The organism is Actinomycetospora sp. CA-084318, from assembly GCF_050955885.1.
Lineage (GTDB): Bacteria > Actinomycetota > Actinomycetes > Mycobacteriales > Pseudonocardiaceae > Actinomycetospora.
In genome coordinates, this window is the sequence record NZ_CP192098.1 from 2,130,552 (window position 1) to 2,155,188 (window position 24,637).

General features: G+C 74.5%; 25 protein-coding genes. 12 read left to right on the forward strand and 13 right to left on the reverse strand.

Features of this window, described 5'->3' with window-relative positions; all coding sequences use genetic code 11:
• Positions 1 to 16: 16 nt before the first annotated feature.
• Positions 17 to 910, reverse strand: a complete 894-nt coding sequence (locus ACQPYX_RS10445) for a cytochrome c biogenesis CcdA family protein (RefSeq protein WP_433802840.1) — start codon at positions 908 to 910, stop codon at positions 17 to 19.
• Positions 911 to 913: 3 nt separating this feature from the next.
• Complete coding sequence (locus tag ACQPYX_RS10450; protein ID WP_433802841.1) at positions 914 to 1,624, reverse strand: DsbA family protein; 711 nt, start codon at positions 1,622 to 1,624, stop codon at positions 914 to 916.
• An 84-nt stretch (positions 1,625 to 1,708) separates the two neighbouring features.
• Here ACQPYX_RS10450 and ACQPYX_RS10455 point away from each other — a divergent pair, with 84 nt between their 5' ends.
• A complete protein-coding gene (locus ACQPYX_RS10455; protein ID WP_433802842.1) occupies positions 1,709 to 2,206 on the forward strand; it encodes a VOC family protein in 498 nt (165 codons plus the stop codon).
• Between the two features lie 409 nt (positions 2,207 to 2,615).
• Here the strand turns inward: ACQPYX_RS10455 and ACQPYX_RS10460 are convergent, their stop codons facing one another.
• On the reverse strand, positions 2,616 to 3,428 hold the full coding sequence (locus tag ACQPYX_RS10460) for an enoyl-CoA hydratase/isomerase family protein (RefSeq protein WP_433802843.1): 813 nt from the start codon (positions 3,426 to 3,428) through the stop codon (positions 2,616 to 2,618).
• Positions 3,397 to 4,647 (reverse strand): acyl-CoA dehydrogenase family protein, encoded by a 1,251-nt coding sequence (locus ACQPYX_RS10465; RefSeq protein ID WP_433802844.1) that lies wholly within the window; start codon positions 4,645 to 4,647, stop codon positions 3,397 to 3,399. Before ACQPYX_RS10465 ends, ACQPYX_RS10460 begins: the two co-directional genes overlap by 32 nt.
• Positions 4,648 to 4,884: 237 nt before the next feature.
• Here ACQPYX_RS10465 and ACQPYX_RS10470 point away from each other — a divergent pair, with 237 nt between their 5' ends.
• From ACQPYX_RS10470 to ACQPYX_RS10490, 5 genes are all read left to right on the forward strand, one after another.
• Positions 4,885 to 6,438: a hypothetical protein gene (locus tag ACQPYX_RS10470; protein ID WP_433802845.1), complete on the forward strand. Its 1,554-nt coding sequence runs from the start codon at positions 4,885 to 4,887 to the stop codon at positions 6,436 to 6,438.
• 414 nt (positions 6,439 to 6,852) lie between these two features.
• Complete coding sequence (locus tag ACQPYX_RS10475) at positions 6,853 to 7,281, forward strand: SsgA family sporulation/cell division regulator (protein WP_433802846.1); 429 nt, start codon at positions 6,853 to 6,855, stop codon at positions 7,279 to 7,281.
• A gap of 96 nt (positions 7,282 to 7,377) precedes the next feature.
• Complete coding sequence (locus ACQPYX_RS10480; RefSeq protein WP_433802847.1) at positions 7,378 to 8,709, forward strand: phosphotransferase; 1,332 nt, start codon at positions 7,378 to 7,380, stop codon at positions 8,707 to 8,709.
• Between the two features lie 54 nt (positions 8,710 to 8,763).
• Positions 8,764 to 10,167, forward strand: coding sequence for a hypothetical protein (locus ACQPYX_RS10485; protein WP_433802848.1), 1,404 nt, complete (start codon positions 8,764 to 8,766; stop codon positions 10,165 to 10,167).
• A gap of 468 nt (positions 10,168 to 10,635) precedes the next feature.
• A complete protein-coding gene (locus tag ACQPYX_RS10490; protein ID WP_433802849.1) occupies positions 10,636 to 10,959 on the forward strand; it encodes a hypothetical protein in 324 nt (107 codons plus the stop codon).
• A 1-nt stretch (position 10,960) separates the two neighbouring features.
• Here the strand turns inward: ACQPYX_RS10490 and ACQPYX_RS10495 are convergent, their stop codons facing one another.
• The 4 genes from ACQPYX_RS10495 to ACQPYX_RS10510 are packed head-to-tail and all read right to left on the reverse strand — an operon-like array spanning position 10,961 to position 13,919.
• Positions 10,961 to 11,470, reverse strand: a complete 510-nt coding sequence (locus ACQPYX_RS10495) for a nuclear transport factor 2 family protein (protein WP_433802850.1) — start codon at positions 11,468 to 11,470, stop codon at positions 10,961 to 10,963.
• Between the two features lies 1 nt (position 11,471).
• Positions 11,472 to 12,314: an SDR family NAD(P)-dependent oxidoreductase gene (locus ACQPYX_RS10500; RefSeq protein WP_230752696.1), complete on the reverse strand. Its 843-nt coding sequence runs from the start codon at positions 12,312 to 12,314 to the stop codon at positions 11,472 to 11,474.
• A 25-nt stretch (positions 12,315 to 12,339) separates the two neighbouring features.
• The gene (locus ACQPYX_RS10505; protein WP_433802851.1) at positions 12,340 to 12,726 is read right to left on the reverse strand and encodes a nuclear transport factor 2 family protein; all 387 of its coding nucleotides are present in this window, start codon (positions 12,724 to 12,726) and stop codon (positions 12,340 to 12,342) included.
• Positions 12,723 to 13,919, reverse strand: coding sequence for a cytochrome P450 (locus ACQPYX_RS10510; protein WP_433802852.1), 1,197 nt, complete (start codon positions 13,917 to 13,919; stop codon positions 12,723 to 12,725). Before ACQPYX_RS10510 ends, ACQPYX_RS10505 begins: the two co-directional genes overlap by 4 nt.
• A 134-nt stretch (positions 13,920 to 14,053) precedes the next feature.
• Here ACQPYX_RS10510 and ACQPYX_RS10515 point away from each other — a divergent pair, with 134 nt between their 5' ends.
• Genes ACQPYX_RS10515 through ACQPYX_RS10530 form a run of 4 tightly spaced genes read left to right on the forward strand, consistent with a single transcriptional unit; the run spans position 14,054 to position 17,584 of the window.
• Entirely contained in the window at positions 14,054 to 15,250 is a 1,197-nt protein-coding gene (locus tag ACQPYX_RS10515) for a cytochrome P450 (RefSeq protein ID WP_433802853.1), read from the forward strand.
• Complete coding sequence (locus tag ACQPYX_RS10520) at positions 15,247 to 15,471, forward strand: ferredoxin (RefSeq protein ID WP_433802854.1); 225 nt, start codon at positions 15,247 to 15,249, stop codon at positions 15,469 to 15,471. Before ACQPYX_RS10515 ends, ACQPYX_RS10520 begins: the two co-directional genes overlap by 4 nt.
• Before the next feature lie 19 nt (positions 15,472 to 15,490).
• Complete coding sequence (locus ACQPYX_RS10525; RefSeq protein ID WP_433802855.1) at positions 15,491 to 16,237, forward strand: SDR family oxidoreductase; 747 nt, start codon at positions 15,491 to 15,493, stop codon at positions 16,235 to 16,237.
• 21 nt (positions 16,238 to 16,258) lie between these two features.
• The gene (locus ACQPYX_RS10530; RefSeq protein ID WP_433802856.1) at positions 16,259 to 17,584 is read left to right on the forward strand and encodes an MFS transporter; all 1,326 of its coding nucleotides are present in this window, start codon (positions 16,259 to 16,261) and stop codon (positions 17,582 to 17,584) included.
• A 704-nt stretch (positions 17,585 to 18,288) separates the two neighbouring features.
• Here ACQPYX_RS10530 and ACQPYX_RS10535 read toward each other — a convergent pair.
• Both ACQPYX_RS10535 and ACQPYX_RS10540 read right to left on the reverse strand, forming a co-directional pair.
• Entirely contained in the window at positions 18,289 to 19,290 is a 1,002-nt protein-coding gene (locus ACQPYX_RS10535; protein ID WP_433802857.1) for an amidohydrolase family protein, read from the reverse strand.
• Positions 19,283 to 20,629 (reverse strand): amidohydrolase family protein, encoded by a 1,347-nt coding sequence (locus tag ACQPYX_RS10540; protein WP_433802858.1) that lies wholly within the window; start codon positions 20,627 to 20,629, stop codon positions 19,283 to 19,285. Before ACQPYX_RS10540 ends, ACQPYX_RS10535 begins: the two co-directional genes overlap by 8 nt.
• Before the next feature lie 142 nt (positions 20,630 to 20,771).
• Here ACQPYX_RS10540 and ACQPYX_RS10545 point away from each other — a divergent pair, with 142 nt between their 5' ends.
• Entirely contained in the window at positions 20,772 to 21,539 is a 768-nt protein-coding gene (locus ACQPYX_RS10545; RefSeq protein WP_433802859.1) for an SDR family NAD(P)-dependent oxidoreductase, read from the forward strand.
• Between the two features lie 21 nt (positions 21,540 to 21,560).
• Positions 21,561 to 22,433, forward strand: coding sequence for a TrmB family transcriptional regulator (locus ACQPYX_RS10550; protein ID WP_433802860.1), 873 nt, complete (start codon positions 21,561 to 21,563; stop codon positions 22,431 to 22,433).
• Positions 22,434 to 22,436: 3 nt separating this feature from the next.
• On the opposite strand, the gene ACQPYX_RS10555 is transcribed toward ACQPYX_RS10550, so the two are convergent.
• Genes ACQPYX_RS10555 through ACQPYX_RS10565 form a run of 3 tightly spaced genes read right to left on the reverse strand, consistent with a single transcriptional unit; the run spans position 22,437 to position 24,620 of the window.
• Complete coding sequence (locus ACQPYX_RS10555) at positions 22,437 to 23,195, reverse strand: SDR family NAD(P)-dependent oxidoreductase (protein ID WP_433802861.1); 759 nt, start codon at positions 23,193 to 23,195, stop codon at positions 22,437 to 22,439.
• Between the two features lie 2 nt (positions 23,196 to 23,197).
• A complete protein-coding gene (locus tag ACQPYX_RS10560; protein WP_433802862.1) occupies positions 23,198 to 23,944 on the reverse strand; it encodes a sugar phosphate isomerase/epimerase family protein in 747 nt (248 codons plus the stop codon).
• Entirely contained in the window at positions 23,937 to 24,620 is a 684-nt protein-coding gene (locus tag ACQPYX_RS10565; protein WP_433802863.1) for a ThuA domain-containing protein, read from the reverse strand. The genes ACQPYX_RS10560 and ACQPYX_RS10565 overlap by 8 nt, the downstream gene beginning before the upstream one ends.
• Positions 24,621 to 24,637 lie beyond the last annotated feature (17 nt).

Genomic DNA, 24,637 nt, shown 5'->3' on the forward strand with positions numbered 1-24,637 from the left:
CGCGTCGGACGAGACGTCACCTGTCCGGCTCGCGGCCGTCGCCCGCACCGATGGATGACGTCTCGGACCGGTCGTCGGGCCTGTCGTCGGACCTGTCGTCGGGGCGGAGCACCTTCCAGACGACGACGCCGATCGTCACGACCGCGATCCCGCCGAGCACCACCAGGTCCGGCACCGCGTCGCCGAGGGACACCGCCCCGTTCTCCGCCGCGGCCGACGTCGCCGGGTCGGCGCCGACCAGGCCGGCCGTGCCGTCGAAGATGATGAACAGCACGCCGATCACGATGAACAGCACGCCCGAGAGCACCGACGTGGTGTGCAGCCGCAGCCGGCCGATCGAGAACTCACGGCCCCGCAGCCAGCGGCGGCGGCCCAGGTCGAAGCGCTGCCAGAGCAGGGCCAGCACGAACAGCGGCAACGCCATCCCCACCGCGTAGACCGCGAGCAGCGCGGCGCCGCGCACCGCCTGACCGGACGCCGCTGCCACCGTCAGGACCGCCCCGAGGATCGGCCCGGAGCAGAACCCGGCCAACCCGTACGCGGCGCCGAGCCCGAGGGTCGCCACCCACGTCCCGCGCCGCGCCATCCGCGACTGGAATCGCGCCGCCGCTCCGAACGCCCACCCGCCGCCGAGGAGCTGGACCACGCCGAGCGCCACGATCAGCGCGCCCGCGACCGTCACCACCACCGACCGGTACTGCGTCAGCACGCCCGCGAGCGCCCCCGACCCGGCGCCCAGCGGCACGAGGACGGCCGCGAGCCCGAGCAGGAACACACCCGTGCGCGCCACCAGCTCGGTGCGACCGCTGAACGCGTACGCGAAGAACGACGGGAGCAGCAGGGCGCTGCACGGGCTGAGCAGCGCGAGCACCCCGCCGAGGAGGGCGGCGGCGTAACCGAGGTCGGGCACGGGTCAGCGGGTCTTCGCGAGCGCTGCGTCGACGGCCTGCTGGAACGTCGGCAGCGGCTGGGCGCCGAAGATCAGCTGGTCGCCGATCACGAAGGACGGCACGCCGCCGACCCCGAGCCGCGACCCCAGCTGCTGGTCGGCGGCCACGTCGTCGGCGATCCGCGGATCGGCGAAGTCGGCCCGGAACCGTGGCACGTCGAGCCCGAGCCGCGCGGCGAGCGCGGTCAGCGACGCCTCGGTGACCTCGCCGCGGTTCTCCGGGGCCTGGTCGGCGTACAGCGCGCCGTGGAACGGCCAGAACCGTCCCTGGCGGCCCGCTGCGCGCGCGGCCCGCGCCTCGAGGACGGACTCCGGGCCGAGATAGGCGAAGTCGTGCCACTCGATGCGGACCTGCCCGGAGTCGACGTACTGCCGGATCAGCGCCGGCTCGGTGGTCGTCGAGTACAGCCGGCAGAACGGGCACTGGAAGTCGCCCCATTCGGCGATCACCACCGGAGCGCCCACCCGCCCGAGCGCGAGCGGGTCGCCGTCCTGACGACGCGGCACGTCCAGTCGCGCCTGCGCCACCGGGTCCGACGAGGTGGGGGCCGCCGTCGGCGTGCTGCGGGAGGTCGAGACGGTGACGACCGCCAGCACGACCAGGACGACCAGGACGATCCCGGCGCCGACCAGCATCCGGGTGCGGGTCGGACGGCGTTCCTGCGTGTCGGTCACACGACGGTGTACCCCGCATGGCGGCCTCGACCCGTCGTCGGGACGAGGACCGGACCTGACCGCCTCGGCTGCGAGAGTCTGCTCATGGCACTCAGCACCGTCACCCACCTCAACTTCACGGGCAACGCCCGGCAGGCACTCGAGTTCTACCACTCCGTCTTCGGCGGACAGCTCATGATCGGGACCTACGGCGAGGGCGGCGTGCCGCAGGACTCGGCCGACTCCGACCAGGTCACCTTCGTCCCGGTCGCGGCCGACTCCCCGAACGCCGACCTCGTGGGGTTCGGCCTGGTCGCAGCCGAGAACGGGTTCCGGATCGCGGCGTACGACGTGTTCGACGCGACGGGTGGGTCGCTCGCCGGATCGGGCGGTCCGGGGCGGGCCGATGCCCTGGTGCACTCCGAGTCGCTGTTCGTCCTGCTCAACGGCGACACCCTCGAGGAGGTCACCGGGTACTGGACGAAGCTGATTGAGGGCGGTCGGGTGATCCAGTCACTGGCGCCGACGCCGTGGGGCGCGCCGTACGGCATGGTGACCGACCGCTTCGGCGTCACGTGGATCGTCGGGACGAACCCGGGCTGATCCGCGGCGGGCGCGGCGCCGGGGGCGGTGCTCGTGCGGTGTCGCGTTGCGTCGCGCGCACGGTGGGAGCAGCCGGTGCCCCTGCGGTGTCCTGTTGCGTGGCGCGCACGGTGGGAGCGGTCGGTACTCAGGTCGCGGTGCGTTGCGCGCCGCAACACGGTGGCGGAGCTCGTCGGGTTGCCGCGGGCCGTGTGCGTCGCGCAACGCGGTGGACGGGGTGGTCGCCCCCGGCTAGCCGTGTGCGCGGCGCAACACGGTGGACGGGGTGGGCGCCGCCCGCTGGCCGTGTGCGCGGCGCGGTGCACGGGGTGGGCGCCGCCCGCTGGCCGTGTGCGCGGCGCAACGCGGTCGCCGGGGTGGGCGCCGCCCGCTGGCCGTGTGCGCGGCGCAACGCGGTGCCGGTTGCGGGTCAGCGCTCGAGCGTGTCCGGGCTCCACCCGCCGGTGAACGTCGGCGGGCGCTTGTCGAGGAACGCCTCGAACGCGGCCGTGGCGTCGTCACCGGCGAGGTTCACGGCCTGGGCCCGGGCCTCGTTCGCCAGCGCCTCGGCGAGCGTCACGCCCACGGCGCCGTGGAGCAGCTCCTTCGTCTGCCCGAGGGCGATCGGGGGACCGGCCGCGAGGCGCTCCGCCAACGAGGCCACCGTCGTCTCGACCTCGTCGGGCTCGACGAGGTAGGTGACGAGCCCCAGCCGGTGCGCCTCGACCCCGTCGATCATCTCGGCCAGCAGCGCGAGCCGCTTCGCCTGCAGCATCCCGACGAGGCGCGGGAGCAGCCAGGAGCCGCCGAGGTCGAGGGAGAGCCCGCGCGCCGCGAAGATCTGGGAGAACCGCGAGCGCGGGGTCGCCACCACGACGTCGCACCCCAGTGCGAGGTTCCACCCCGCCCCGACCGCCACGCCGTCGACGACCGCGATCGACGGCACAGGGAGGTCGTGCAGCGCCAGCGGCACCTCGTTGATGCGCCGCATCCGGGGCAGCGGGTGCCCCGGCCCGACGTCGGACAGGTCGGCCCCGGCGCACAGATCCCCGCCCGTGCCGCGCAGGATCAGGACCCGCGTGCCGTCGTCCTGCGCCGCCTCCAGCTCGCGGGCCAGCGACGCCCACCCGTCGACGTCCAACGCGTTCTTCCGGCGCGGCCGGTCGATGGTCAGGGTGCGGACGCCGTCCGCGGTGGAGGAGAGGACGGGGTCAGAGGAACCCGAAGAGCTGTCCGGCGACACGACGGATCTGCACCTCCTCCGCGCCCTCGGTGATCCGGTACCGGCGGTGGTGGCGGTAGATGTGCTCGAACGGCTCGTGGCGCGAGTAGCCCAGCCCGCCGAACACCTGCATCGCGCGGTCGGCGGCGTCACACACGAGCCGGTTGGCGCGGAAGTTGCACATCGACACGTGGTGGCCCACCGACACCTCGGAGCGGCCCTCGCGGTGGCACTCGTCGAGCTCTGCGGCCGTGTCACGGATCAGTGCGCGCAGCATCGCCGCCTCGGTGTGCAGCTCCACCAGCGGCCACTGGATCGCCTGCCGGCTCGCGAGCGGACGGCCGAACGTGTGCCGCTCCCGGGCGTGGGCGACGGCCCGGTCGATGCAGTACTGCGCGGCGCCGAGGCTCGAGGCGGCCTGGCGGATGCGGTTGGAGTGCACGAACGTCTGGGCGACGTCCAGGGCCCGCCCCTCCTCGCCGAACAATGCCGAGCCCGGCACGCGGACGTCGCGCAGCACGACCTCGCCGTGGTCGGTCGGCATGTTCAGCGTCCACCAGTAGAAGGGGACCTCGAAGCCGGGCGCGTCGGTGGGGACGAGGAACGCCGAGAGGCCGCGGGCGCTGCCCGGCTCGCCGGAGGTCCGCGCGAACACCATCCCGTGGCTGGCCCGGTGCACACCGGTGCTCCACCGCTTGGATCCGTCGATGACCCAGTCGTCGCCGTCGCGCCGGGCGGTCGTCTCCATCCAGGTCGCGTCGCTGCCGTGCTCGGGCTCGGTCAGCCCGAACGCGAGGCCCCGCTGGCCGGTGATGACGTCCTCGACGAACTCCGCGCGCTGCTCCGGTGTCCCGTAGAGGTGCAGCAGGTGCGCGAAGACCAGGTTCCCGACGACCGAGTGCTCGTTCTGGAGGTCGTTGTGCAGCCCGAGCCCGCGGTGGGCGAGGTGTTCGCGGATCGCGGCCATCTGCGACTCGGTGCCGGCGCGCCCGCCCATCTCCTCGGGCAGCGAGAACCGGTAGAAGCCGGCGGCGTCGCTACGCCGGCAGGCCTCGGCGAGCAGGTCCTCCCACTCGCGCCGCGGCAGCCCACCCGCCTCGACGTCGGTCCGGGCGAACTCGCGGCGGTGGTCGAAGAACCGCTCGTTGTCGTCCTGCGCCTGCAGCGGGACGATCTCGGCGTCGATGAAGGCGTCGAGCTCCCGCAGGAGGGTCGCGACGTCGGGGTCGGGCGAGATCATCACAGCACCTCCCAGGGCCCGTGCTGTTCTACCGCGCGGGTCGCGGGTCGGCCAGAGCACGGTCGTCGGGCCCGGTGGAGGGGTCGTGAGCGCGATGGACCGTTGGCAGTAACCGTCCGACTGCGAAGGCACGAACTTTCCGCCCGACCTCTGTGATTCAGGCCCTTTGTCTTCACTCTCGGGAGTCCTCGCGGTACTCCTCGCATCTGAGGCCGCCACGTCGAGGGGGTGGGATCCGTGCACGACGCCCTCCGCTCGGACTCCCGCCTGCCCGCGATCCTCCGCCGCCTCGTCCTCCTCGCCGGTCTGCTGGGCGGGCTCCTCCTCGCCGCCCTCCTCCTCGCCGGCCCCGCGCACGCGTCCTCCGACGAGGACGGATCGTCCTCCGGCGGCTCCGGGGACGGCCCGGTGAGCTCCGTGGTCCACGCGGTCACCGGCAAGGCCTCGGGGACGTCCTCGTCGGGCAAGGACTCGGGGAAGGCGGCGGCCAAGGCCGACTCGGGGAAGGCGTCGTCGAGCAAGGACTCGGGGAAGGCGGCGACCAAGGCCAACCCGGGGAAGGCGTCGTCGGGCGAGGCGGAGTCGGGGAAGGCGGCGACCAAGGCGGACTCGGGGAAGGCGTCGTCGGGCACGGCGCGCGTGAAGGCCACCTCGAACAAGGCCACACCTGGGAAGACCGCCTCGACGAAGAACACCCTGGCGAAGCTGACGTCGACGACGACCACCCCGGCGACGAGCACACCGGCGAAGGCGGCGTCCGCAACGGTGTCCTCGGCCAAGGCGCTCGTGGGCGGGGCGGCCCCGGCGAAGGCGACCTCGACGAAGGCGACCTCGGGGACGACGATCTCGGGCGCGGTCTCGACGACCCTGGACTCCGTCGGGTCGGCCCTCCCGGCGAGGGTGGTGCCATCGACCGCGATCATCGAGACCACCTCCGATGCGGTGCAGCTCGGGTCCGCGACGGCGGCGAACCTCAGCAGGACACTCGGCGCGACGACCTCAGCCGTCGCGGACCCGGTCCTGGCCACCACCACTGCCACGACCGCCTCCCTCACGAGCACGGCGACCGACCTGTCGACCCTTCTCCCCGCGGTGCTGCCGATCACGACCCCGCTCCAGCCGGTCCTCGCGCCCGTCGGGGAGCTGACGGCGACGGTGACTCGGACATCCACCGTGGCCACGTTGCTCGCCCCGGTTCTCGCGGTGCCGGGCCGGCTCCCACTTCCCGAACTCGTCGACGCGACCGGCGGCCTCCTCGTCGGGACGGTCTCCGGGCTGACCGGGACCACGACGGCGCTCACCGGGGCGGTCGCGACCGTGGCCGGCGGCGTCCTCGGACCGCCGCTCCAGGCGCTGACCGGGACGGTCGGGATCGCGGGTGGGGCCGTCCTCGGGCCCGTGCCGCTCGGGCCGGTCGGCGCCGCCGCTGTCCCGGCGATGTCGCCGACGGTCACCCCGGCCTCCGGCCCGACTCCGTCCGCGGCCGTCCCGCCTCCGTCCGCGCCGGCCCTCGTGGACGGGAACACGGGCTCGAACGCGCCGGTGCCCACGGCCGCACTCGATCCCGCGTCCCGACCCGACATGCCCGGTGCGCCCGCCCCGGGTGCTCCGAACGCTCCGGTCGCCCCGACCGGCGCGGCCGGCGCCTCGGCGGGCGGCGCCGTCGCCGGCTTGTCCGGCGTGCTGAGCGACGAGCTCGCGATGACGGCGATCCTGGTCGGCCTGGTCCTCGCCGCCTGCCGTCGCCGGGCCGTGTGGTGGTTCCCCGAGGTCGCCGTCGGGCCCGACTGAGCCCTCGCCGTCCGCCACACTCCGTGACGGACGACCGCTGACGTCTCCCTGACCCCGGGACAGGCCCATCGGCCGCTGCCCAGGATCTCGACGCTCGCCGCGCTCACCCGGTCCCGACGACCGGAGCGGAACGCGGGCGGACCGGTCCGGGCGCCGATCGGCGATCACCTGTCCCTCCTGGACCGGCCGCCGGCTCCGAGGTGCTGCGCCCATCGCGCCACCCGTGTCGGACGGCCCGGGGCGACCACGCGTGGGGCCACCTCGTCGTGCACCGGCGGCGGGGGAGGGCCGAACGAGGGGGCGGCCCATCCCCGCCGCGCACGCCGCGGGATGTGCCCCACGCGTGGTCGTCGCCGCTCCACTCCCGACCACCAGACGTGCTGTGAAAGGCCTGCCATGCGACACGACGTCCTCGTGCGCGTTCCCGTCGTCCTCGAGCTCCTGCGCACCGACCGCGCCCCGGTCCCGGCCCAGGTGGAGCTGCGCTACGCCCGGTCCGAGCCCTACGCGGTGCTCCTCGCGTTCCCGACCGCCCACTCCCGGGACGTCGTGTGGCGGTTCTCGCGCGGCCTCCTGGCCCAGGGCCTCATCGAGGCGGCCGGCGAGGGCGACGTCCGCGTCCGGCCCCTCGACACCCCCGCGCCGGCCACGGTCGTCGAGATCGAGCTGCGCTGGCCGGGCGAGCGCGCCGTCTTCCGGGCGCCCCGCACGGTCCTCCAGGAGTACCTGGCCCGCACACAGGAGATCGTCGCGTTCGGCGCCGAGCACGAGTGGCTCGACCTCGACCACGCCGTCGCGATGCTCCGGGTCGCCCCTCCCGGGTGCTCCGAGCAACGCTTCTGACGGCATGGAACCGGGCGACCGGCGCGGTACGGTGCGGCGCATGCACCGCCTCGCGGCTGCGGGGCGGTCCCCGCTCGACGTGGTCGAGAGCGCCCGGTGAGCGCGGACCTCGCCGCAGCCCTGGCCACCGTGCTCGACGGCGCGACGATCACCGGGCTGCGCCGGCTCACGGCGGGGGCGAGCCGGGAGACCTGGTCGTTCGACGCCGACGGCCGCGCCCTCGTCCTGCGCCGTGACCCGCCCGAGGTGCCGCGCCCGGTCGAGGTCAGGCGCGAGGCGGAGTGCTTCCGGGCCGCCGCGCGGGCGGGTGTGCCGATCCCACGGCTCGTGACGACGGGCGACGGCACCGACGCGGTCGGCAGCCCCTACCTGATCATGGAACGGCTCGCGGGCGAGACGCTGCCGCCGCGCCTGCTGCGCGACGAGCGCTACGCGGCCGCCCGCGAGCACCTCGCCCGCGACCTCGGTCGCACCCTCGCCCGGCTGCACGCCATCCCGCCGGCCGAGGTGCCGTCGCTCGAGCCCGTGCCCGACCCGGTGGCCCGCCTGCGCGCCGACCAGGACGCGTACGAGGCCCGGCCCGCGCTGGAGGTGGCCTTCCGGCGGCTGGCCCAGCGCTCGCCGTCGGGACGTCCCTTCGGCGTGGTGCACGGCGATTTCCGCAACGGCAACCTGCTGATCGGCGAGGACGGGTTGCGCGCGGTCCTGGACTGGGAGCTCGCGCACCTCGGTGACCCGCGCGAGGACCTCGGGTGGCTGTGCTTGCGGACGTGGCGGTTCGGGGCGGCCGAGGAGGTCGGCGGCTTCGGCTCCCGGGACGAGCTGCTGGACGGGTACGCCGAGGTCGCGGGGGAGCGGCCGGACCCCGAAGCCGTGCGCTGGTGGGAGCTGTACGCGTGCGTGCACTGGGCGGTGATCTGCCGGTGGCAGGCGGAGCGGCACCTGTCCGGCGCCGAACGATCCGTGGAGCTGGCGGTGCTCGGCCGCCGCGCGGTCGAGGCGGAGTACGACGCGCTGCTCGTCCTCGGGCTGGTCGACCCGGACGACCCCCTGCCCGAGGTCGACCCCGCGCCGACCGGGACCGACCGTCCGACGGTGGACGAGTTGCTGGAGGCCGTCGACGGCTTCCTCGCCGAGGATCTCGAGGCGGCCGACGACCGCTCGCGCTACCTGGCCCGCGTGTCCCGCACGGCGGTGGGCATCGTGCGGCGCGAGGAGCGTCTCGGCCCGGGGCTGGGCCGCCTGCACGACGAGGCCCTGCGCGCGGCCGGCTGTCCCGACGACGCCGCGCTCGCGGCCGGGCTGCGCGCCGGCACGCTCGACCCCGACGAGCCGGCCGTGGCGGCCGCGGTGCGGAGCAGCACCCTGACCCGGCTCGCCGTCGCGAACCCGCGGCACCCACGGACGCGGCCGCCGCGGAGCAGCTGACCTGCACCGACCCGTCGTCGGGAACGGGTGGGCGATGTTGTAGGAACATGCCCGGTGCGATCACTCCTCGCCGCGTCCGCGGTCCTGCTCGCGGTCGCGACGACGACCGCCGGGTGTTCCGCTGCGCCCACGCCGCTGTGCGACGCGGCGGCGACGCAGCTGCAGGCCGGCCGGGTGGGCGCCGCGACCGAGCTGTCGGCGCGGGCGGTCACGGCGCAGGAGGGCGACTGCGCGACGCGCGGTCTCACGGCGGCGAGCGAGCGGTACGCCGCCGCGTACTCCGAGGTGGCCGCGGGCGCGTCGGCCGAGGCCGCGGGCGACCCGACCGGCGCGACGGGGCACTACCAGGCGGCGCAGCGGCTCGACGTCGGGAATCCCGTGGCGATCGAGGGGCTGACCCGGCTCGGGGTGCAGGCGACGACGGTCGACACCCCCGTCACGGTGACCCCGGCGCCGGTGATCGAGCAGCGCGGGCTCGGGTGGCCGTGGCTCCTGGTCGTCGGGCTCGTGCTGCTCGCCCTGATCGGCGGGGTGGGCTACGTCGGGTGGCGTGCGTGGCAGCGGCTGGGCGCCGAGATCGCCGACCTGCGCGCGAGGGTGGAGCGCGACGACGGGCTCGATGCTCGTGTCGACGACCTCGCCGGCGAGCACGACCGCGCGCTGACCGAGGTCCGCGACTACGTCGACGCCCTGGAGACCGACCAGCTGCGCCTGCTCGGGCTCGTCCTCGACCGGACGCGGGAGGGCCGGGCCCTTCCCGACGACGCTCCTCGGGCGCTGGTGCACTGGCCCGACCGCTCGCGGTCGTACGAGGTCTCGGACGGGGACGACACCCCGCCGGACCGGCTCGACCTCGCCGTCGTCAGCACCCGCGCGGACGCGACGACCGACGGGCCGCGGCTCGTCGTGCACCAGTACCGCGTGGAGGCGGCGCGGCTCGACCTCCCCGCCATGCTCGCGACCGACGGCGCGTTCCGGGTCCTGAGCGACCTCGCCGACGACCCCGACGACACCGACCGCCTCGCCGCCCTGGAGACGAACGCGGAGGACGTCCGGCGGTGGCGGACGATCCCGGCCGGCGTGGCCGGTCCGCTGCCGGCGCCGGTCGCGGAGCAGCAGTTCTGGACCGACCTGCACGCCACCGTGGTGCTGACCTGGTCGCGGAGCACCGCGAGCCGTCGTCGGGAACGAGACGTGTGCACGCTGAGCTCGCCGAGTGCGGCCGCAGCGCTCGTGGACGAGCCGGCGATCGTGGACGGCCTGGCGAAGCCGCGCGACCTCGCCGATCTCGCCGACCTGGTGCGGCCGGCGCTGGAACGTGCACTCGTGCACGCCGTGTGCGGCGAGGAACCGCCGCGGGTGGAGCCCGCCGGGTCGGGGTCGCTCGTCGTCGTGCAGGCGTCGGGGTTGGAGCCCCGGCCGATCGCGGAGGCGTTGGCGGGGTCGCCCTCGGCATGATCCTGACGAGCCGAGCGATGTGCTCGCTCAGCGAGCAGATCGCTCGGCGCGCCGTGATCTTGGGTGCGCATCGGTGCTCGGTCCCCCGGCGATGACGCAGAACCGGTGCCGCCGGCATCGGTTCTGCGGGGCGACCTGCGGCGGCCCGTCGCTGAGGGTGACGTCGGTTCGCGGGCCACGTCGCAGAACCGGTGCCGCCGGCATCGGTTCTGCGAGGCGACCTGCGGCGGCCCGTCGCAGGAGTCCTGGCAGGGGTCGGCCACGGCATGATCACGACGAGCCGAGCGATCTGCGCGCTCTCACCGAGCAGATCGCTCGGCGCGTCGTGATCTTCGGTGCGCACCAGTGCCTGGGTTCCTGCAGGACGACTCGCGGAGGCCCTCGATCGGGTGCACCAGGTGACGGTTCGATAACGCCGAAGGCGGTCATCCCGAACCACCGGTCGACGGATCGAGGTCGGGGGACACCATGGGGCGGCACCACCAGCAGGGCACGGCACGTCGTGTCCACCTCCCGCTCGGCGCGGCCGCCGTGGCCGGGCTGATGTGCTCGGCGACCTACGCGCTCGCGGCGCCCGCCCCGGTCCCGGCGACGGCGCCCGCCGCCGTCGAGAGCCCGACCGCCGTCACCGCGCCGATCACACCCACCTGCGACCTCGACGGCCCACCCGTGTTCGGCGACCCGGCCCACCCGGACGTGATCACCAACCGTGCCTGCGGCTACACCGACGCGCAGGGCCGGCAGCGGTCGCACGACGCCTGGATCGACACCCAGCTGGCCGGCGCGCGCTGACTCACAGCCGCATCCGGTGTCGGTCCTCGCCCGCCCAGCCCTCGCGGATCGGCACCGAGTAGTCGACGTCGAGCGTGACCGAGGCGAAGGACCAGACCTCCCCTCGACGCACGTAGGTGTCCGTGAAGCGCCCGGCGAGCAGGAAGCTCTCGCCGTGGTAGATCGGGGTCGCCAGCAGGAAGCTCGTGCCGCGGGCGGTGTCGCCGTCGACCTCGACGTCGTGCCCGTGGATGAACTGCCGCACGAACGGCCGTCCCTCCGCCGCCGGGAGCAGACGCGGGATGGCCGCGAAGAACGCCGTGATCTCCGCGCGACCCGATGCGGAGCCGAGGTAGGAGTAGTCGAGCACGGCGTCCTCGGCGAACAGCCCGCCGATCTCGTCCCAGCGGTCGGTGTTGACGAACTCGTGGAAACGGTTGCGCAGGGCATGGATCGCGGACTCGCTCTCCAACCGCTCCACCCGCCGTCGCAGGTCCGCCAGCTCCGCGACGAGATCGGCGTCGGCGCTCACCTCACTTCGCCCCCTGCCCGGCGTCGACGCGCAGGACGTGACCGGTGATCTGATCGGCGTTGTCGGAGGCCAGGAACAGCACGGCGTCGGTGATGTCGGAGACCTCGGTGCGCCACTTCGGTCCCGGCATGTTGCCGGCGGCGGAGAACATCTCGTAGGCGTCGTCGGGGGTCATGCCGACCTCGCCGGCCAGGCCGAGCACCATGCCCGAGCCCTGGCCCTCACCCGGCTTGATCGTCGCCGGGGCGATCGCGTTGACGTTGATGTCGAACTCGGCGAGCTCGAACGCCCACGCGGAGGTCAGGCCCTGGATCGCGTGCTTGGCGGCGACGTAGTGCGACAGCTGCGCGTGGCCGGACCCGGTCACGCCGGACGAGATGTTGATGATCTTGCCGCTCCGGTGGCCGATCATGCTCGGCACGACGTACTTGGCGACGTACATGTGCCCCTTGACGATCGTGTCGATCACGGCGTCGAGCACGTGCGAGCGCATGCCCTGGATGGTGTCCAGTGCAGCGACCCCGGCGTTGTTCACGACGATGTCGATGCGGTTGTCGAAGTAGCCGAGCGCCTTGGCCACGCTCGCCTCGACCTGGGCCTCGTCGCGCAGGTCGCAGGGCAGCGGCAGGCAGCGCCGGCCCTTCGCCTCGACGGCCTGCACGGTCGCCTCGAGCATGTCCGCCGTGGCCAGCGGATAGATGTCGTCGATCGGGTCGGTGATGTCGAGGGCGGCGACGTCCGCGCCCGCGTCGGCGAACGCCAGGGCGTGGCTCAGGCCCTGCCCCTTCGCGGCGCCGGTGATCAGGACGGTCTTCCCCTCGAGTCCTCGCAGCATCGCGGGCATCGGGTCCTCCTCGGTGACGGGTGGTTCAGGGCGTGAACGCCTCGGCCAGGCGCGCGCGCCATTCGCCGAGGTCGACGTAATCGCGGAAGGCGGTGATCCGGTCCGCCGCCGGGTCGATCTCGACGACCGCCGTGCAGGCCACGGCGTACTCGCGGCCGTCGATCACGAACCGGTCGACGCGCTCGAGGAAGCAGCGTTCTTCGGAGAGCGCCGAGGTGACGATCTCCCACCGCACCTGCTCGGAGCGGTCCAGGACCGGCGCGAGCATCTCCCGCACCCCGTCCGGCCCGACGACGGGCGGGTGCGGCACGTTCGCGTACGGGGCGTCGTCGGCGAAGCACGCCCCGGCGGCCCGGGCGTCGCGCGCCTCGACCGCGTCGAGGAAGCGGGCGAGCGCCGCCGGCATGCTCATCGGCCGAACAGCACGGGGTAGGACGCGAAGTGGTCGCGCGCGGAGTGCGGGTCGCGCTGCGCCGGGTGCTCGGGGTCGGGGCGGGCGCCCGCGGCGAGCAACGCCTCCAGCATGAGCGTGACGGTGCCGAGGACCTGCGACCCGTCGTCGTTCGAGTCCACCGGCACCCCGCCCGCCAGCTCGGTGCCGATGCACGCGTGCATCCCGCCGCCGAAGGCGTGGCCCCAGCGCGGGACCTCGGCGGGCACGTCGCGGGTCGGGTCGTACTCCTCCGGCCGGTCGAACACGGTCGCGTCGCGGTTCGCGGCGGCGATGTCCAGCACGACGACCGTCCCCTCCGGCACCTCCGTGCCGTTGCGCAGGGCGATCGCCGACTCGGCCCGCCGCTGCGCCACCGGGCTCGCCGGGTGCAGCCGCAACGTCTCGTACACGCACGCCTGCAGCAGCGCCGGATCGTGCCGCGCGCGGCCGGCGGCCTCCGGCTCCCGGGCCGACCACGCGAACCAGTCGTCGGCGGCGTGGCTGAAGGCGTCCGCGGTGCTGTGCGAGCCGGCCTGCAGGTAGAAGGCGCACTCGCGGCGGATCGCGTCGTCGGACAGGCCGAGTTCGTCGCGGTGGCGCAGCAGAGCGGTGAGGACGTCGCGGGGGAGCTCGTCCTCGGCGATCTCCCCGGCCGCGAGGCGGTCCAGCAGCGCGGTGCGGCGGGCGATCGAGGGCTGCAGGAAGTCGCGGTCGAACTCGTCGAGCGCGGCGGCGACCTCCGCCCGGACCTCGTCGGCGTCGCGGGTCGTGTGCACCAGGGTCGCGCCCTCGGAGAACTTCTTCGCGAACCGGTAGAGCGCGTCGGTCTCGGCGACCGAGCCGGTCGGCCGGTCGACCCCGGCCACCATCGCGGTGAGCGTCATGATCGTCCGGTAGCCGAGCTCGATCAGGTCGGCCCGACCCGTCGTCGTGAAGGGCCGCAGGGTGTCGACGACGACGTCGCGCAGGAACTCCCGCTCCCAGTGCCGGAACGTGCCGCGGCGGAAGAGGCGGTTCTCGACCCGCCGTCGGACCCGGTGCTCCGCCCCGTGCAGCACGAGCAGGCAGTCGGCCATCACCACGCCGCCGGCGTCGTAGAGCGCCTGGGCGAGTTCGTGGCGCCGGAAGGCGTCGCGGACGTCGGCGTAGCGGTCGAGGGTGATGGTCGACATGAGCGCTCCCTCGGTCCGGCGTCGTCGGCGTTCCGACCCTAACGACGGTGGGCTCCTGCGGGAAGGGACAACGGCTCGTTGCGGCGTCAGTGGGCTGACGACTAGCGTCCCGCGGGCCGGAGCGAGGAGGACCGATGACCGTCACCGTCGACACGTTCGCCGACGCGAAGGACGTCTACCGCAGCCGCGACCTCCGGCAGTCCCTCTACGACGAGGGCGAGGTCGTGATGGCCGACGTGCTGGTGAACCTGCACGGGACCGAGCACCGCGACCGCCGCCGGGTGGAGAACCGACTCTTCCGGCGCGCGATCGTCGAGCACTACGAGCGCGACCTGTTCCCGGGCATCGTCGGGCGGACCCTCGCCCCGTACGTCGAGGCGGGCGGGGCCGACCTCGTGCACCTGGGCCACGAGCTGATGCTGAACCTGGCTGCGCTCACCGCCGGGGTGGACCGGCCGGAGGGCACGGCGGCGGAGACCGACCGGCTGCACGCGTACATGCTCCGGTTCATCCAGGGCGCCACGCTCGCGCACGGGACGGGCGACCGGGAGGCGACCGCGGCCGCCGTCGCGCAGGCCCTCGAGGACTGGGACGTCGAGTTCCTGACGCCCTCGCTCGAGCGCCGCCGCGCCCTCCTCGCGGCCGAGGCGGCGGGGGAGGACGTCGAGGTCCCGGCGGACGTCCTGACGACGCTGCTGCGCCACGGCGACGAGCTCGGCCTGCCCCGGCACGTGGTCCGGCGCGAGGTCGCGTTCTTCCTGCTCGCGGGCGGGCACACGAGCGCGACGGCGTTCGTCCGGACCGTCGACCACCTGCTCACCTGGCTGGAGCGCCGTCCCGACGACGCCGGCCGGTGGCGGGATCCGCTGTTCGTCCAGCGCTGCGTGCACGAGACGGTGCGACTCAACCCGTCGAGCCCGGTCGGCCGACGACGGGCGCTCGCGCCGGTGCGGCTGCGGTCCGGGGTCGAGATCGCCGAGGGCGACACCGTGGTCGTCGACCTGCACGCCGTGAACCGCGACGCGTCGGTGTTCGGGCCGGACGCCGCCGAGTTCGACCCCGACCGGGTCGTGCCGCCCGGCGTCGGGCCGTTCGGTCTGAGCTTCGCGGCCGGGATGCACGTGTGCATCGGCCAGGACCTCGCCGCCGGCGTGGTCGCCGGCCCCGGCGTCGACCCGTCGTCGCACCTGACCGGCCTGGTCACCGGCGCCGTGCAGCAGCTGTTCGAGGCCGGTGTCCGTCGCGACCCGGAGCGCCCGCCGGAGCCCGACGCCGCCACCGCCCGGCCCTACTGGGGCACCTATCCCGTGCTGCTGGGCGGTGCGCGATGAGCTACCGCATCGTCGTCGACGGCGAGGTGTGCATCAGCTCGGGACGGTGCGTCGCCGAGCGGCCGGACGTCTTCCGCTTCGACGCCGAGGAGGTCGCCGAGATCGTGCCCGGTGCGCCGAGCCCGCCGGACGAGCAGGCTCTGGAGCTGGCCCGGGCGTGCCCGTCCGGCGCCGTGCAGCTCGTCGACGCGGACACCGGCGAGGAGATCGACGTCTTCTGACGTCGGGGGAGAGGCGGACATGGACCTGGGGCTGCGCGGACGCCGCGCTGCGGTGGCGGCGGGGACGGCCGGTCTGGGGCGCGCGTGCGCGGCGGCGCTGGTCGCCGAGGGCGCGCGGGTCGTGCTCTGCGGGTCCGACGAGGGCCGTGCGCGGGCCGCGGCCGAGGAGCTCGGCGCCGACTGGACCGTCGCCGACCTCACCGTGCCCGAGGCGGCGTCGGGCTTCGTCATGGAGGCGACCGACCGGCTCGGCGGCCTCGACGTCCTCGTCGTGAACGGCCCCGGTCCCGGCCCCGGCCGCGTGGCGGACACGACCCTCGACGACTACCGCGTCGCGGTCGACCGCAGCCTGCTCGCCGTCGTCGCGATGTGCCAGGCGGCGGTCCCGACGATGACCGCCCAGGGCTGGGGACGCATCGTCGCGATCACCTCGCTCGGGGTGCGGCAGCCGTACGCGAACCTCGCGCCGTCGAACACCGCCCGGGCCGGGGCGACCGGGTTCCTGCGCACGCTCGCCCGCGAGATCGCCGCGCAGGGCGTCACCGTGAACTCCGTGCTCCCCGGCCTGCACGACACCGACCGCGTCCGCGGCGTCTACACCGACCCGGACGCCCTGGCCTCGGCGCTCGCCGGGGTCCCGGCCGGGCGGCTCGGGACGCCGCAGGAGTGCGCCGCGCTGGTGACCTTCCTCTGCTCGGAGGCCGCGGGCTTCGTCACCGGCGCGGCGGTGCCCGTCGACGGCGGCGCCTACGCCGGCCTGCTCTGACCCCTGACCCCGGGAGGCCCGATGTCCGCGCTCGACCCCACCCCCGTCACCGCGAGGTCGGACGACCCGGCGACCCAGCGGGCGCTGCGCCGCCTGCTGCTCGGCGGGGTGATCGGGTCGCTCGTCGAGTTCTACGAGTTCTCGGTCTACGCGGTGCTCGCGACGACGCTCGCGGCGGTGTTCTTCCCGGCGGTCGACCCGACGACGGGCCTGCTCTCGGCCCTCGCGGTGTTCGCGGTCGCGTTCTTCGCCCGGCCGCTGGGCGGGTTCGTCTGGGGCGCGGTCGGCGACCGTATCGGCCGGCGCGGCACCCTCGCGCTCACCGTGCTGCTGATGTCGGTCGCGACGACGCTGATGGGCCTGCTGCCCGGGTACGCCGCGATCGGTGTGGCCGCGCCGGTCCTGCTGGTCCTGCTGCGGTTCGTGCAGGGCGTGTCGGCGGGCGGCGAGATCTCCGGCGCGGTGTCGTTCGTCGCCGAGCACGCACCCGACCACCGCCGCGGCCTGTTCGTCGGGATGATCTCGGTCGGGTCGGTCGTCGGGACCCTGCTCGGCAGTCTGCTGCCTGGCATCCTTCTGCTGACCCTGTCCACCGCGGACATGCAGGCGTGGGGCTGGCGGATCCCGCTGCTGGTCGCGCTGCCGCTGGGCCTGGTCGGGCTGTTCATCCGCCGCCGGCTCGACGAGACGCCGTTCTTCGTCGCCCTGCGCCGGGAGTCCGCCCGCGCCGCCAACCCGGTGCGCGCCGCACTGAGCGGACGCGCGGCCCGGCGCCTGCTCGTCGTCGCGTTCTGCCTGGTCGCGGTGAACGCGTCGTCGTTCTACATGATCGTCGGCTACCTCCCGAGCTTCGCGACGAAGAGCCTCGCCCTCACCGGCGTCCAGGCCTTCGCGCCGTCGCTGATCGCCCTCGCGGCGTGCCTGGTCGCGGAGGTCGCGGGCGCATGGATCTCCGACCGCGTCGGCCGCAAGCCGGTGCTCCTCACCAGCGGGCTCGGGCTGCTCCTGCTGGCCTACCCGAGCTTCCTGCTCATCACGTCGGGCACCTTCGGCCTGATCGCGTGCGGACTCGTGCTGTTCGGTCTGCTCGCCGGCGCGTACGCGGCGGTGATCAACGCGGCGCTGACCGAGCAGTTCCCGACGAACGTCCGCGTCAGCGGCCACGGCATCACCTACAACCTGTCCGTCGCGCTCTTCGGCGGCTCCGCGCCCTACCTGCTCACGTGGTTGGGCGGGGTCACCGGCAGCACCATGGTCGGCGCGTTCTACGTGATCCTGCTGGCCCTGGTCTCGCTGCCCGCGGTGCTCGCGCTCCGCGAGACGGCCGGTCGTCCGCTGCGTTCCTGACGACGTCCGCCGCGGCCGGCTCCCGGGGTGTCTCGTGCGTCGCGCACACGGTGGGCAGGACCGACCCGTGCCGGGCCGCGTCGTGCGTCGCGCACACGGTCGGCAGGGTCGCCCTCTCGGCGCTCGCGGGTTGCGGGACGCACACGGACGGCAGGGTCGTCCCCTCGGCGCCCGCGGGTTGCGGGACGCGCACGGTCGGCGGGGTTGCCTGTGCCGGGCGGCGTCGTGCGTCGCGCACACGGTCGGCGGGTTCGCCCTCTCGGCGCCCGCGGGTTGCGGGACGCAACGTGGGGGCTATGCCGTGTGACAAGTCCTCGCCGTGTGCGCGACGCAACGATGGTGTGGGGGCCCGGCGCCACGTCGTCGCGAGGGTGACACCAAGCAGCTCGGCGGGCGCCAGACCATGCCTGATGTCACCTTCGCTGGCCCTGACGAGTCCGTCGCGTCGCGCACCGGTGGACGGGGTCGACCCCTCGTCGCCCGCGCCGTCTGCGCGACGCAACGCCAGTGAGGGGTGGTGTGACGGGTCCGCGCCGTGTGCGTGACGCAACGCCGGTGAGGCGTGGGGTGGCGGGTCCGGACCGTGTGCGGCGCGCAACGATGGATGCGGCGCGACGGAGCCACGGTTGCGAGAATGACGTGAGGCAGCTCGGTGGGCACGCGACCATGCCTGGTGTGCACCTCGAGCGGCGCACGCGCCAGCGTCAGGGCAGCCGCAGCAGCCGCTCGGCGTTCGCGGTCAGCCGTGCCGCCCACGGACCCGTCGGGGTGTCGTCGGCGTCGGAGTCCCACCCGGCGAAGTTGGTGCCGAACACGAGGCGGTCGGGGTCCGCCCGCGCGCAGAGCAGTTCCAGCGACCCCTCGTCGTGCACGTGCACGTCGAGCCACAGGCGGCGGAAGAAGTGGTCGAACCCGTGCTCGCGCAGAGCGGCCGAGGCCCACGGTCGCTTGCGGACGGCCCGCGCGAACCGCCCCGCCACGAACGCCGCCGCTCCACCGCCGTGCGACAAGCAGACGTCCAACGACGGGTGCCGCTCCAGCACACCGCCGAACACGAGCGCCGCGACCGCCAACGTCTCGTCGTAGGCGAACCCGCACTGCAGGTCGAGGTCGAAGCGCCGCAGCCGGGGGTCGGCGGGCGGACCACCCGGACCGAGCGGAGAGGGGTGCACGAACAGCGGGACGTCCAGCTCGACGAGTGCCTCGTACAGCGGGTCGAGCGCCGGGTCGTCCAGCGTCCGCCCGGCCGGGTCGGTGTCGAGGTAGACCGCCACCATCCCGAGGTCGCGCACCGCCCGCCGGGCCTCCGCCACCGCCGCGCCCACGTCCTGCACCGGCACCTGGGCGGCCGCCAGAAGGCGCGACGGGTGCTCAGCGACGAGAGCAGCCAACCCGTCGTTGTACTGCTGCGCGAAGGCGACCGCGTCGGCCACGGGCAGGTCGCCGAAGTACGTCAGCGGGTTGGGGGAGAGCAGCTGCCGTCCGATGCCCGCCCGGTCCATCGCCGCGAGCCGCACGTCGACGTCCATGAACGGGCTGCCCGCGTAGCGCACGCCGCGCAGTACGTAGTCGCCGACGCGGTAGAACGGCGTGCCGTCCTCCAGCGCCCCGAGCTCCGGCCCGGCCGCGCCCGCCGCGCCCTCCGACGCGGCGAGCACCGCGTGGGCGTGCACGTCGAGGACGTCCGCCGCCGAGCCGTCAGACATGCGAGAGCCGCTCGAGGTCGTCCTCGGTGAGCGCGAGCGAGCGGGTCAGCGGGCAGGCGGCGAGGAAGCGCACCTGGTCCGAGGCGCGCTGCGTGCGCTCCGGGATGGGCGTCGTGATGTCGATGCGGCGCCCGTCCTTGATCACCTCGACGATCCGCTCCTTGTCCTGCAGCACCCGGACGTCGCGCAGCGGGTCCCCGTCGACGACGAGCACGTCGGCGATCCGCCCGACCTCGAGCGTCCCCAGCTCGCCCTCGGCGCGCATCGCGAAGGCGCCGTTGCGGGTGGCGGCGACGATCGCCTCCATCGGCGTCATGCCCATGTACTCGACGAACATCTCGAGCTCGCGGGCGTGCCACTCGCCGACCGGCGTCACGGCGAACCCGGTCTCCGAGCCGGCGAGGAACGGGACGCCCGCCGCGTGGGCCTTCGCGAGCTGCTTCGCCGTCACCTCGATCTCCGCGCGGAACACGTCGAGCAGCTCCGGCGCGGTGCCGATCTTCGCGCCGTAGTCGGCGAGGTTGCCCAGCAGCGTGAACGTCGGGCACAGCGCGCTGCCCGCCTCCATCACGGCCTCCAGCGCCTCGTCGTCGACGTAGGACGCGTGGTAGATCAGGTCGACCCCGGCGCGGGCGGCGTCGCGCGTCGAGTCGGAGTTGCGGCAGTGCGCGACGACCTTGGTGTTCAGCTCGTGCGCGGTGTCGCACACGGTGCGCAGCTCGTCGATGTTCCAGACCTTGACCTCCGGCCCCTTCATCGAGGGGATCAGCCCGGTGACCATGATCTTGATCCAGTCGACGCCGTACTTGATCTGCCGGCGGATCTCGTTGACCATCACGTCCCGCCCGGTGACCACCGTGGCGTAGCCGGTGGTGCCCTCGTCGCGGATCATCCGGCCCGCGGTGCCGCCGAGCATCGTCATGAGCGCCTGGCCGCCCGCGCGCATCCGCGGGCCCTCGACGATGCCCGACTCGATGGCCTCGCGGAGCTCCACGCCGATGTTCCACAGGCAGTCGGCGTCGAGCACGCTGGTGACGCCGGCGCGCAGCACCTTCCGGGCGTTGTAGGCCGAGAGCATCGAGCTGTAGGCCTCGGTGCGGTGGTTGAACAGCTCGTCGTTGCCGGTCGGCTCGCCGAACGTCAGGTGGGTGTGCGCGTCGATCAGGCCGGGCATCACGGTCCGGCCGGCCGCCTCGACGACCTCGGTGTCGGGCTCGATCGGCAGGGAGGGACCGATCGCCGCGACCCGCCCGTCGCGCAGCAGGACGTCCTCGCCGGCCCGCGCGGGCGACCCGGTCCCGTCGATCAGCGTGCCGCCCCGGATGAGGATGCCGGACATGGTGCCTCCTGCGTCGTGCGCCGTCTGACGACTACGGATTCGCGCTCCGTGTGCCACCTCGCACCATAGACGCGGGGACCGACACTCACTAGCGTCGTTACCCGGAGCACGACGACCGCACGGCGAGCAGGAGGAGTACCGAGTGACGAGCTGGGCCGTGATCACCGGGGCGGGCAGCGGGATCGGGGCGGTGCTCGCGCGCCACGCGGCCAAGGACGGCTACCGCGTCGCGGCCTGGGACGTCGACGAGTCGGCCGTCCGGGCCAGCGCTACGGCGATCGGCGAGGCATGCGTGCCCTCCCGCGTCGACATCACCGACGACGACGCCGTCCGGGCCGCCGTGGCCGCCCTCCCCGAGGCCCCCGCGCTCGTCGTGAACAACGCCGGGGTGGTCCGGTTCGGGCCCCTCCTGGAGCTGAGCGCCGCCGACTGGCGCACCGCCCTCGACGTCAACCTCACCGGCACCTTCCTCGTCGCCCGGGCCGCCGCGGCCCGGATGATCGACGAGGGGCTCGGCGGCTCGATCGTCAACATCTCCTCGATCAACGGCCTCGCCGCCGCCCCGGGCGCGGGCGCGTACACCGCGTCGAAGGCCGGGGTCGTGATGCTGACCGAGCACATGGCGCTGGAGTGGGGCGCCCACGGGATCCGGGTGAACGCGGTGGCCCCCGGACTGATCGACGCCGGGATGTCCGACGCGATCTACGCCGACCCCGAGGTGCGGCGGCTGCGCTCCGGCCGGGTCCCGCTGGGTCGTCTGGGCACGGCGCAGGACGTGGCCGACACGGTCCTCTTCCTCGGCTCCGACCGGGCCGCCTACGTCACCGGGCAGACGCTCGCGGTCGACGGCGGGATCACCCGCGGCGCGCTCAACGCGATGCCGCGGGCGCGCTCCCAGCTCGAGACCTGACGACCTGGGATCATGACGAGCATGTCGCAGCAGGGCGTCATCGACGAACTCGGCCGCCTCGGGATGTCGGGCTACGAGGCGAAGGCCTACGTCGCGCTCGTGGGCGCCGGGACGCCGCTGAACGGCTACGAGGTGGCCAAGCGGTCGGGCGTCCCGCGCAGCACGGTGTACGAGACGCTCGGCAAGCTCGTCGCGCGGGGCGCGGCGTACGAGGTCCGGGCCGGCGAGTCCGGCGTCGGCTACCTGTCGCTGCCGCCCTCGGCGCTGCTCGACCGGATGCGCCGCGACTTCGACGCCTCGATGGACGCGCTGTCCGACGCGCTCCCGCAGATCGCGGCGCCGCCGCAGGTGCGCATCGTCCACACCCTCACCGACCGGGCCGCGCTGCTCGAGCGGGCCGAGGACGTCGTCGGTGCCGCCCGCGACGACCTGTTCCTCTCCGGCTGGCCGGGCGAGATCGCGTCGCTCAAGCCGGCGGCGCGCCGGGCCGAGACCGACGGCGTCGACGTGTCGGTGGTGAGTTTCGGCGACGACCCGGAGCCGGTCGGCCGCACCACGGTCCACCGCTACTCCAGCCCCGAGGTGGTGCTGGAGAACCTCGGCTGCCGGCTGCTGGTGGTCGCCGCCGACCGCGAGCAGGCCGTCATCGGCGGGGTGGTCGGCGACGACGCGTGGGGCGTGTTCACCGACGACCCGGCCGTCGTCCTCGTCGCCGTCGAGTACGTCCGCCACGACATCGCGATGCACCTGATCGCGGAGAAGCTCGCCCCCGACGACTTCGAGCACTTCTGGGAGAACGAGCCCGCCCTGCGGCGCCTGCGCGACGACCACGGCATCCCCGCCGCGCTGCTCCAGCTCGGCGGGGCGCGACCCGCCCGACGACGCCGCCGGTAGCGCTCAGGCCTGCGTCACCCCGAGGCCCAGCCCGCCGTCGACGGTGAGCACGTTCCCGGTGACCCACTCCGCGGTGAGCAGGTACTCGACCGCCTCGGCCACCTCCTCGACCGTGCCCGGCCGCCCCAGGGCGTGCGCCGGCCCGAGCGACTCCATCCGTTCGGCCGCCGTCGCGTCGTCGAACACCCCGGCTCGCTGGTTGATCTCGGTGAGCACCCCGCCGGGCCGCACGCAGCTCACGCGCACGCCCTGCGGCCCGAGCTCGGCGGCCAGCACCCCGGTCAGCGTCTCGAGCGCCCCCTTCGTCGCGGCGTAGGGGGAGGCGCCCGGGAACGCGCGCTGGGTGTGCACCGAGCCGAAGAACACGACCGCGCCCCCCGCCGCGACGAGGTGCGGCAGCGCGAGCCCGGTCAGCAGCATCGGCGCGATGGTGTTCGAGGCGAACACGTCGTGCAGGCCCTCGGCGGTCAGCTCCGCGAGCGGCCCGCGGTACATGTTCCCGGCCGCATGGACGACGGCGCCGAGCCCGCCGCCGTGCGCCACCGCCGCGTCGACCATGGCGTGCCGGTCGGCCTCGTCGGTCACGTCCCCGACGACGCCCCGGGCACCGGTCCGCGCCGCCACGGCCTCCACCCGTTCCCGACGACGCCCGGTGACGGTCACGCGCGCCCCGAGGCCGGTCAGGCGCTCGACGACGCCCTCGCCGAGACCCGAGCCCCCGCCCGTCACCAGCACGGACATCCCCGCGATCGCCCGTCCCACGCTCAGCTCCTCCTCGTCAGCACAGTCCGCGTCGCCGCCAGCAGCGTCGCCGCCCGCTCGTGCGGTGCCGTCTCCAGCAGCGCGTCGGACTGGACCTCGACGGAGAGCGGCAGGTCCGCCGGCAGCGTCGTCAGGAAGCGGTCCAGGTCGAGCCCGCCCTGGCCCGGCGGCAGCCGGAGGTGCCGGGCCTCGTGCGCCAAGTCCGTGCCGGGAGACGCGTCCGGAGCGTCGGTGAGCTGCGCATAGCCGACCACCTCCGAGGCGGGCGCGCCGAGGTCGTCGCCCGCACGGTGCAGGTGGAGCGGGTCGAGCAGGACCCGGGCGCCCGCGGCCCGCGCCACGCGCTCGGCGTCCGCGCGTCGTCGGAGACCCGTGAACGCCATCGACTCGAGGGCGACGCGGGTGTCCGAGCTGCGCAGGTGGTCGATCAGCGCCGTCACCTGCTCGACGGCGAGCGCCTCGTCGTCGTGGTCGGCGACCGTCAGGAGGAAGCGGGCTCCGAGCGTGGCGGCCGCGTCCGCGAGGGCGCGGTGGTGGTCGGTCAGCGGGGCCGGCCCGAGCCGCACCACCTCGACGTCGAGCAGGCCCAGCCCGGTCCGCGCCAGCGCCGCCGCGACGGCCGGGGCCTCGCGTCGGGGGTCGGCGAGGCGGACCCCGGCCAGGTCGTAGCCCGCCGCCGCGGCGCACTCGACGACGTCGGCCGGGGCGAGGTCGAGCACGCTCCCCGCGCTGAGCGACAGCTCAGGCACGGCACGTCCACCGGATCGCGCGGCGCACCATCTCGGCGTGCTCGGGTACCGCGTACGAGGGCGGGTGGTGTCCCAGCAGGTCGACGACGACGCGCCCGCCGCCGTGTTCCCGGGCCCACAGCAGCGGCATGACCCGTCCGTCGGGCTGGGCGGCCTCGAGGAGCGGGTCGACGGGAGCCCGGAACTCCAGGTCGCCATAGACCTCGTCGACGAGGGTGAAGCCGCCGAGCCCGTCGACGATCGGGTGGTCGCCACAGACGTCGACGTCGACCTCCGGCCCGAGCGGCGGGTGCTGCGAGCGGCCCCAGACCCACCGGGCGCCGAGCGCGTCGGCCCACTCCGGCCAGTCGTCGAAGCAGATCGGGGCGGTGTGCATCGCGAGCAGCCCGCCGCCGCCCGCGAGATGCGCGTCGAACGCCGCGCGGGCCTCCGGCGACGGGGTCGCCCCCTCGGCCTCGGCCTGCGCCCGGTAGCGCTCCGGGACCCCGGCATTCGTCATCGTCCACCGCAGCGCGTTCACGACGAGGAGCGCGACGCCCTCGAGCGCGAGGAGGGCGTCGTCGACCTCGGTGTGCACCTCGGCCGTGAGCCCGACGGCGTCCAGCTCGGCGGTGAGGCACGCCGTGGTCGCCGGGAAGTCGTGGGTCAGTCCACCGGACAGCACCACCGCGCGCACTGGACCACTCCCGTCGT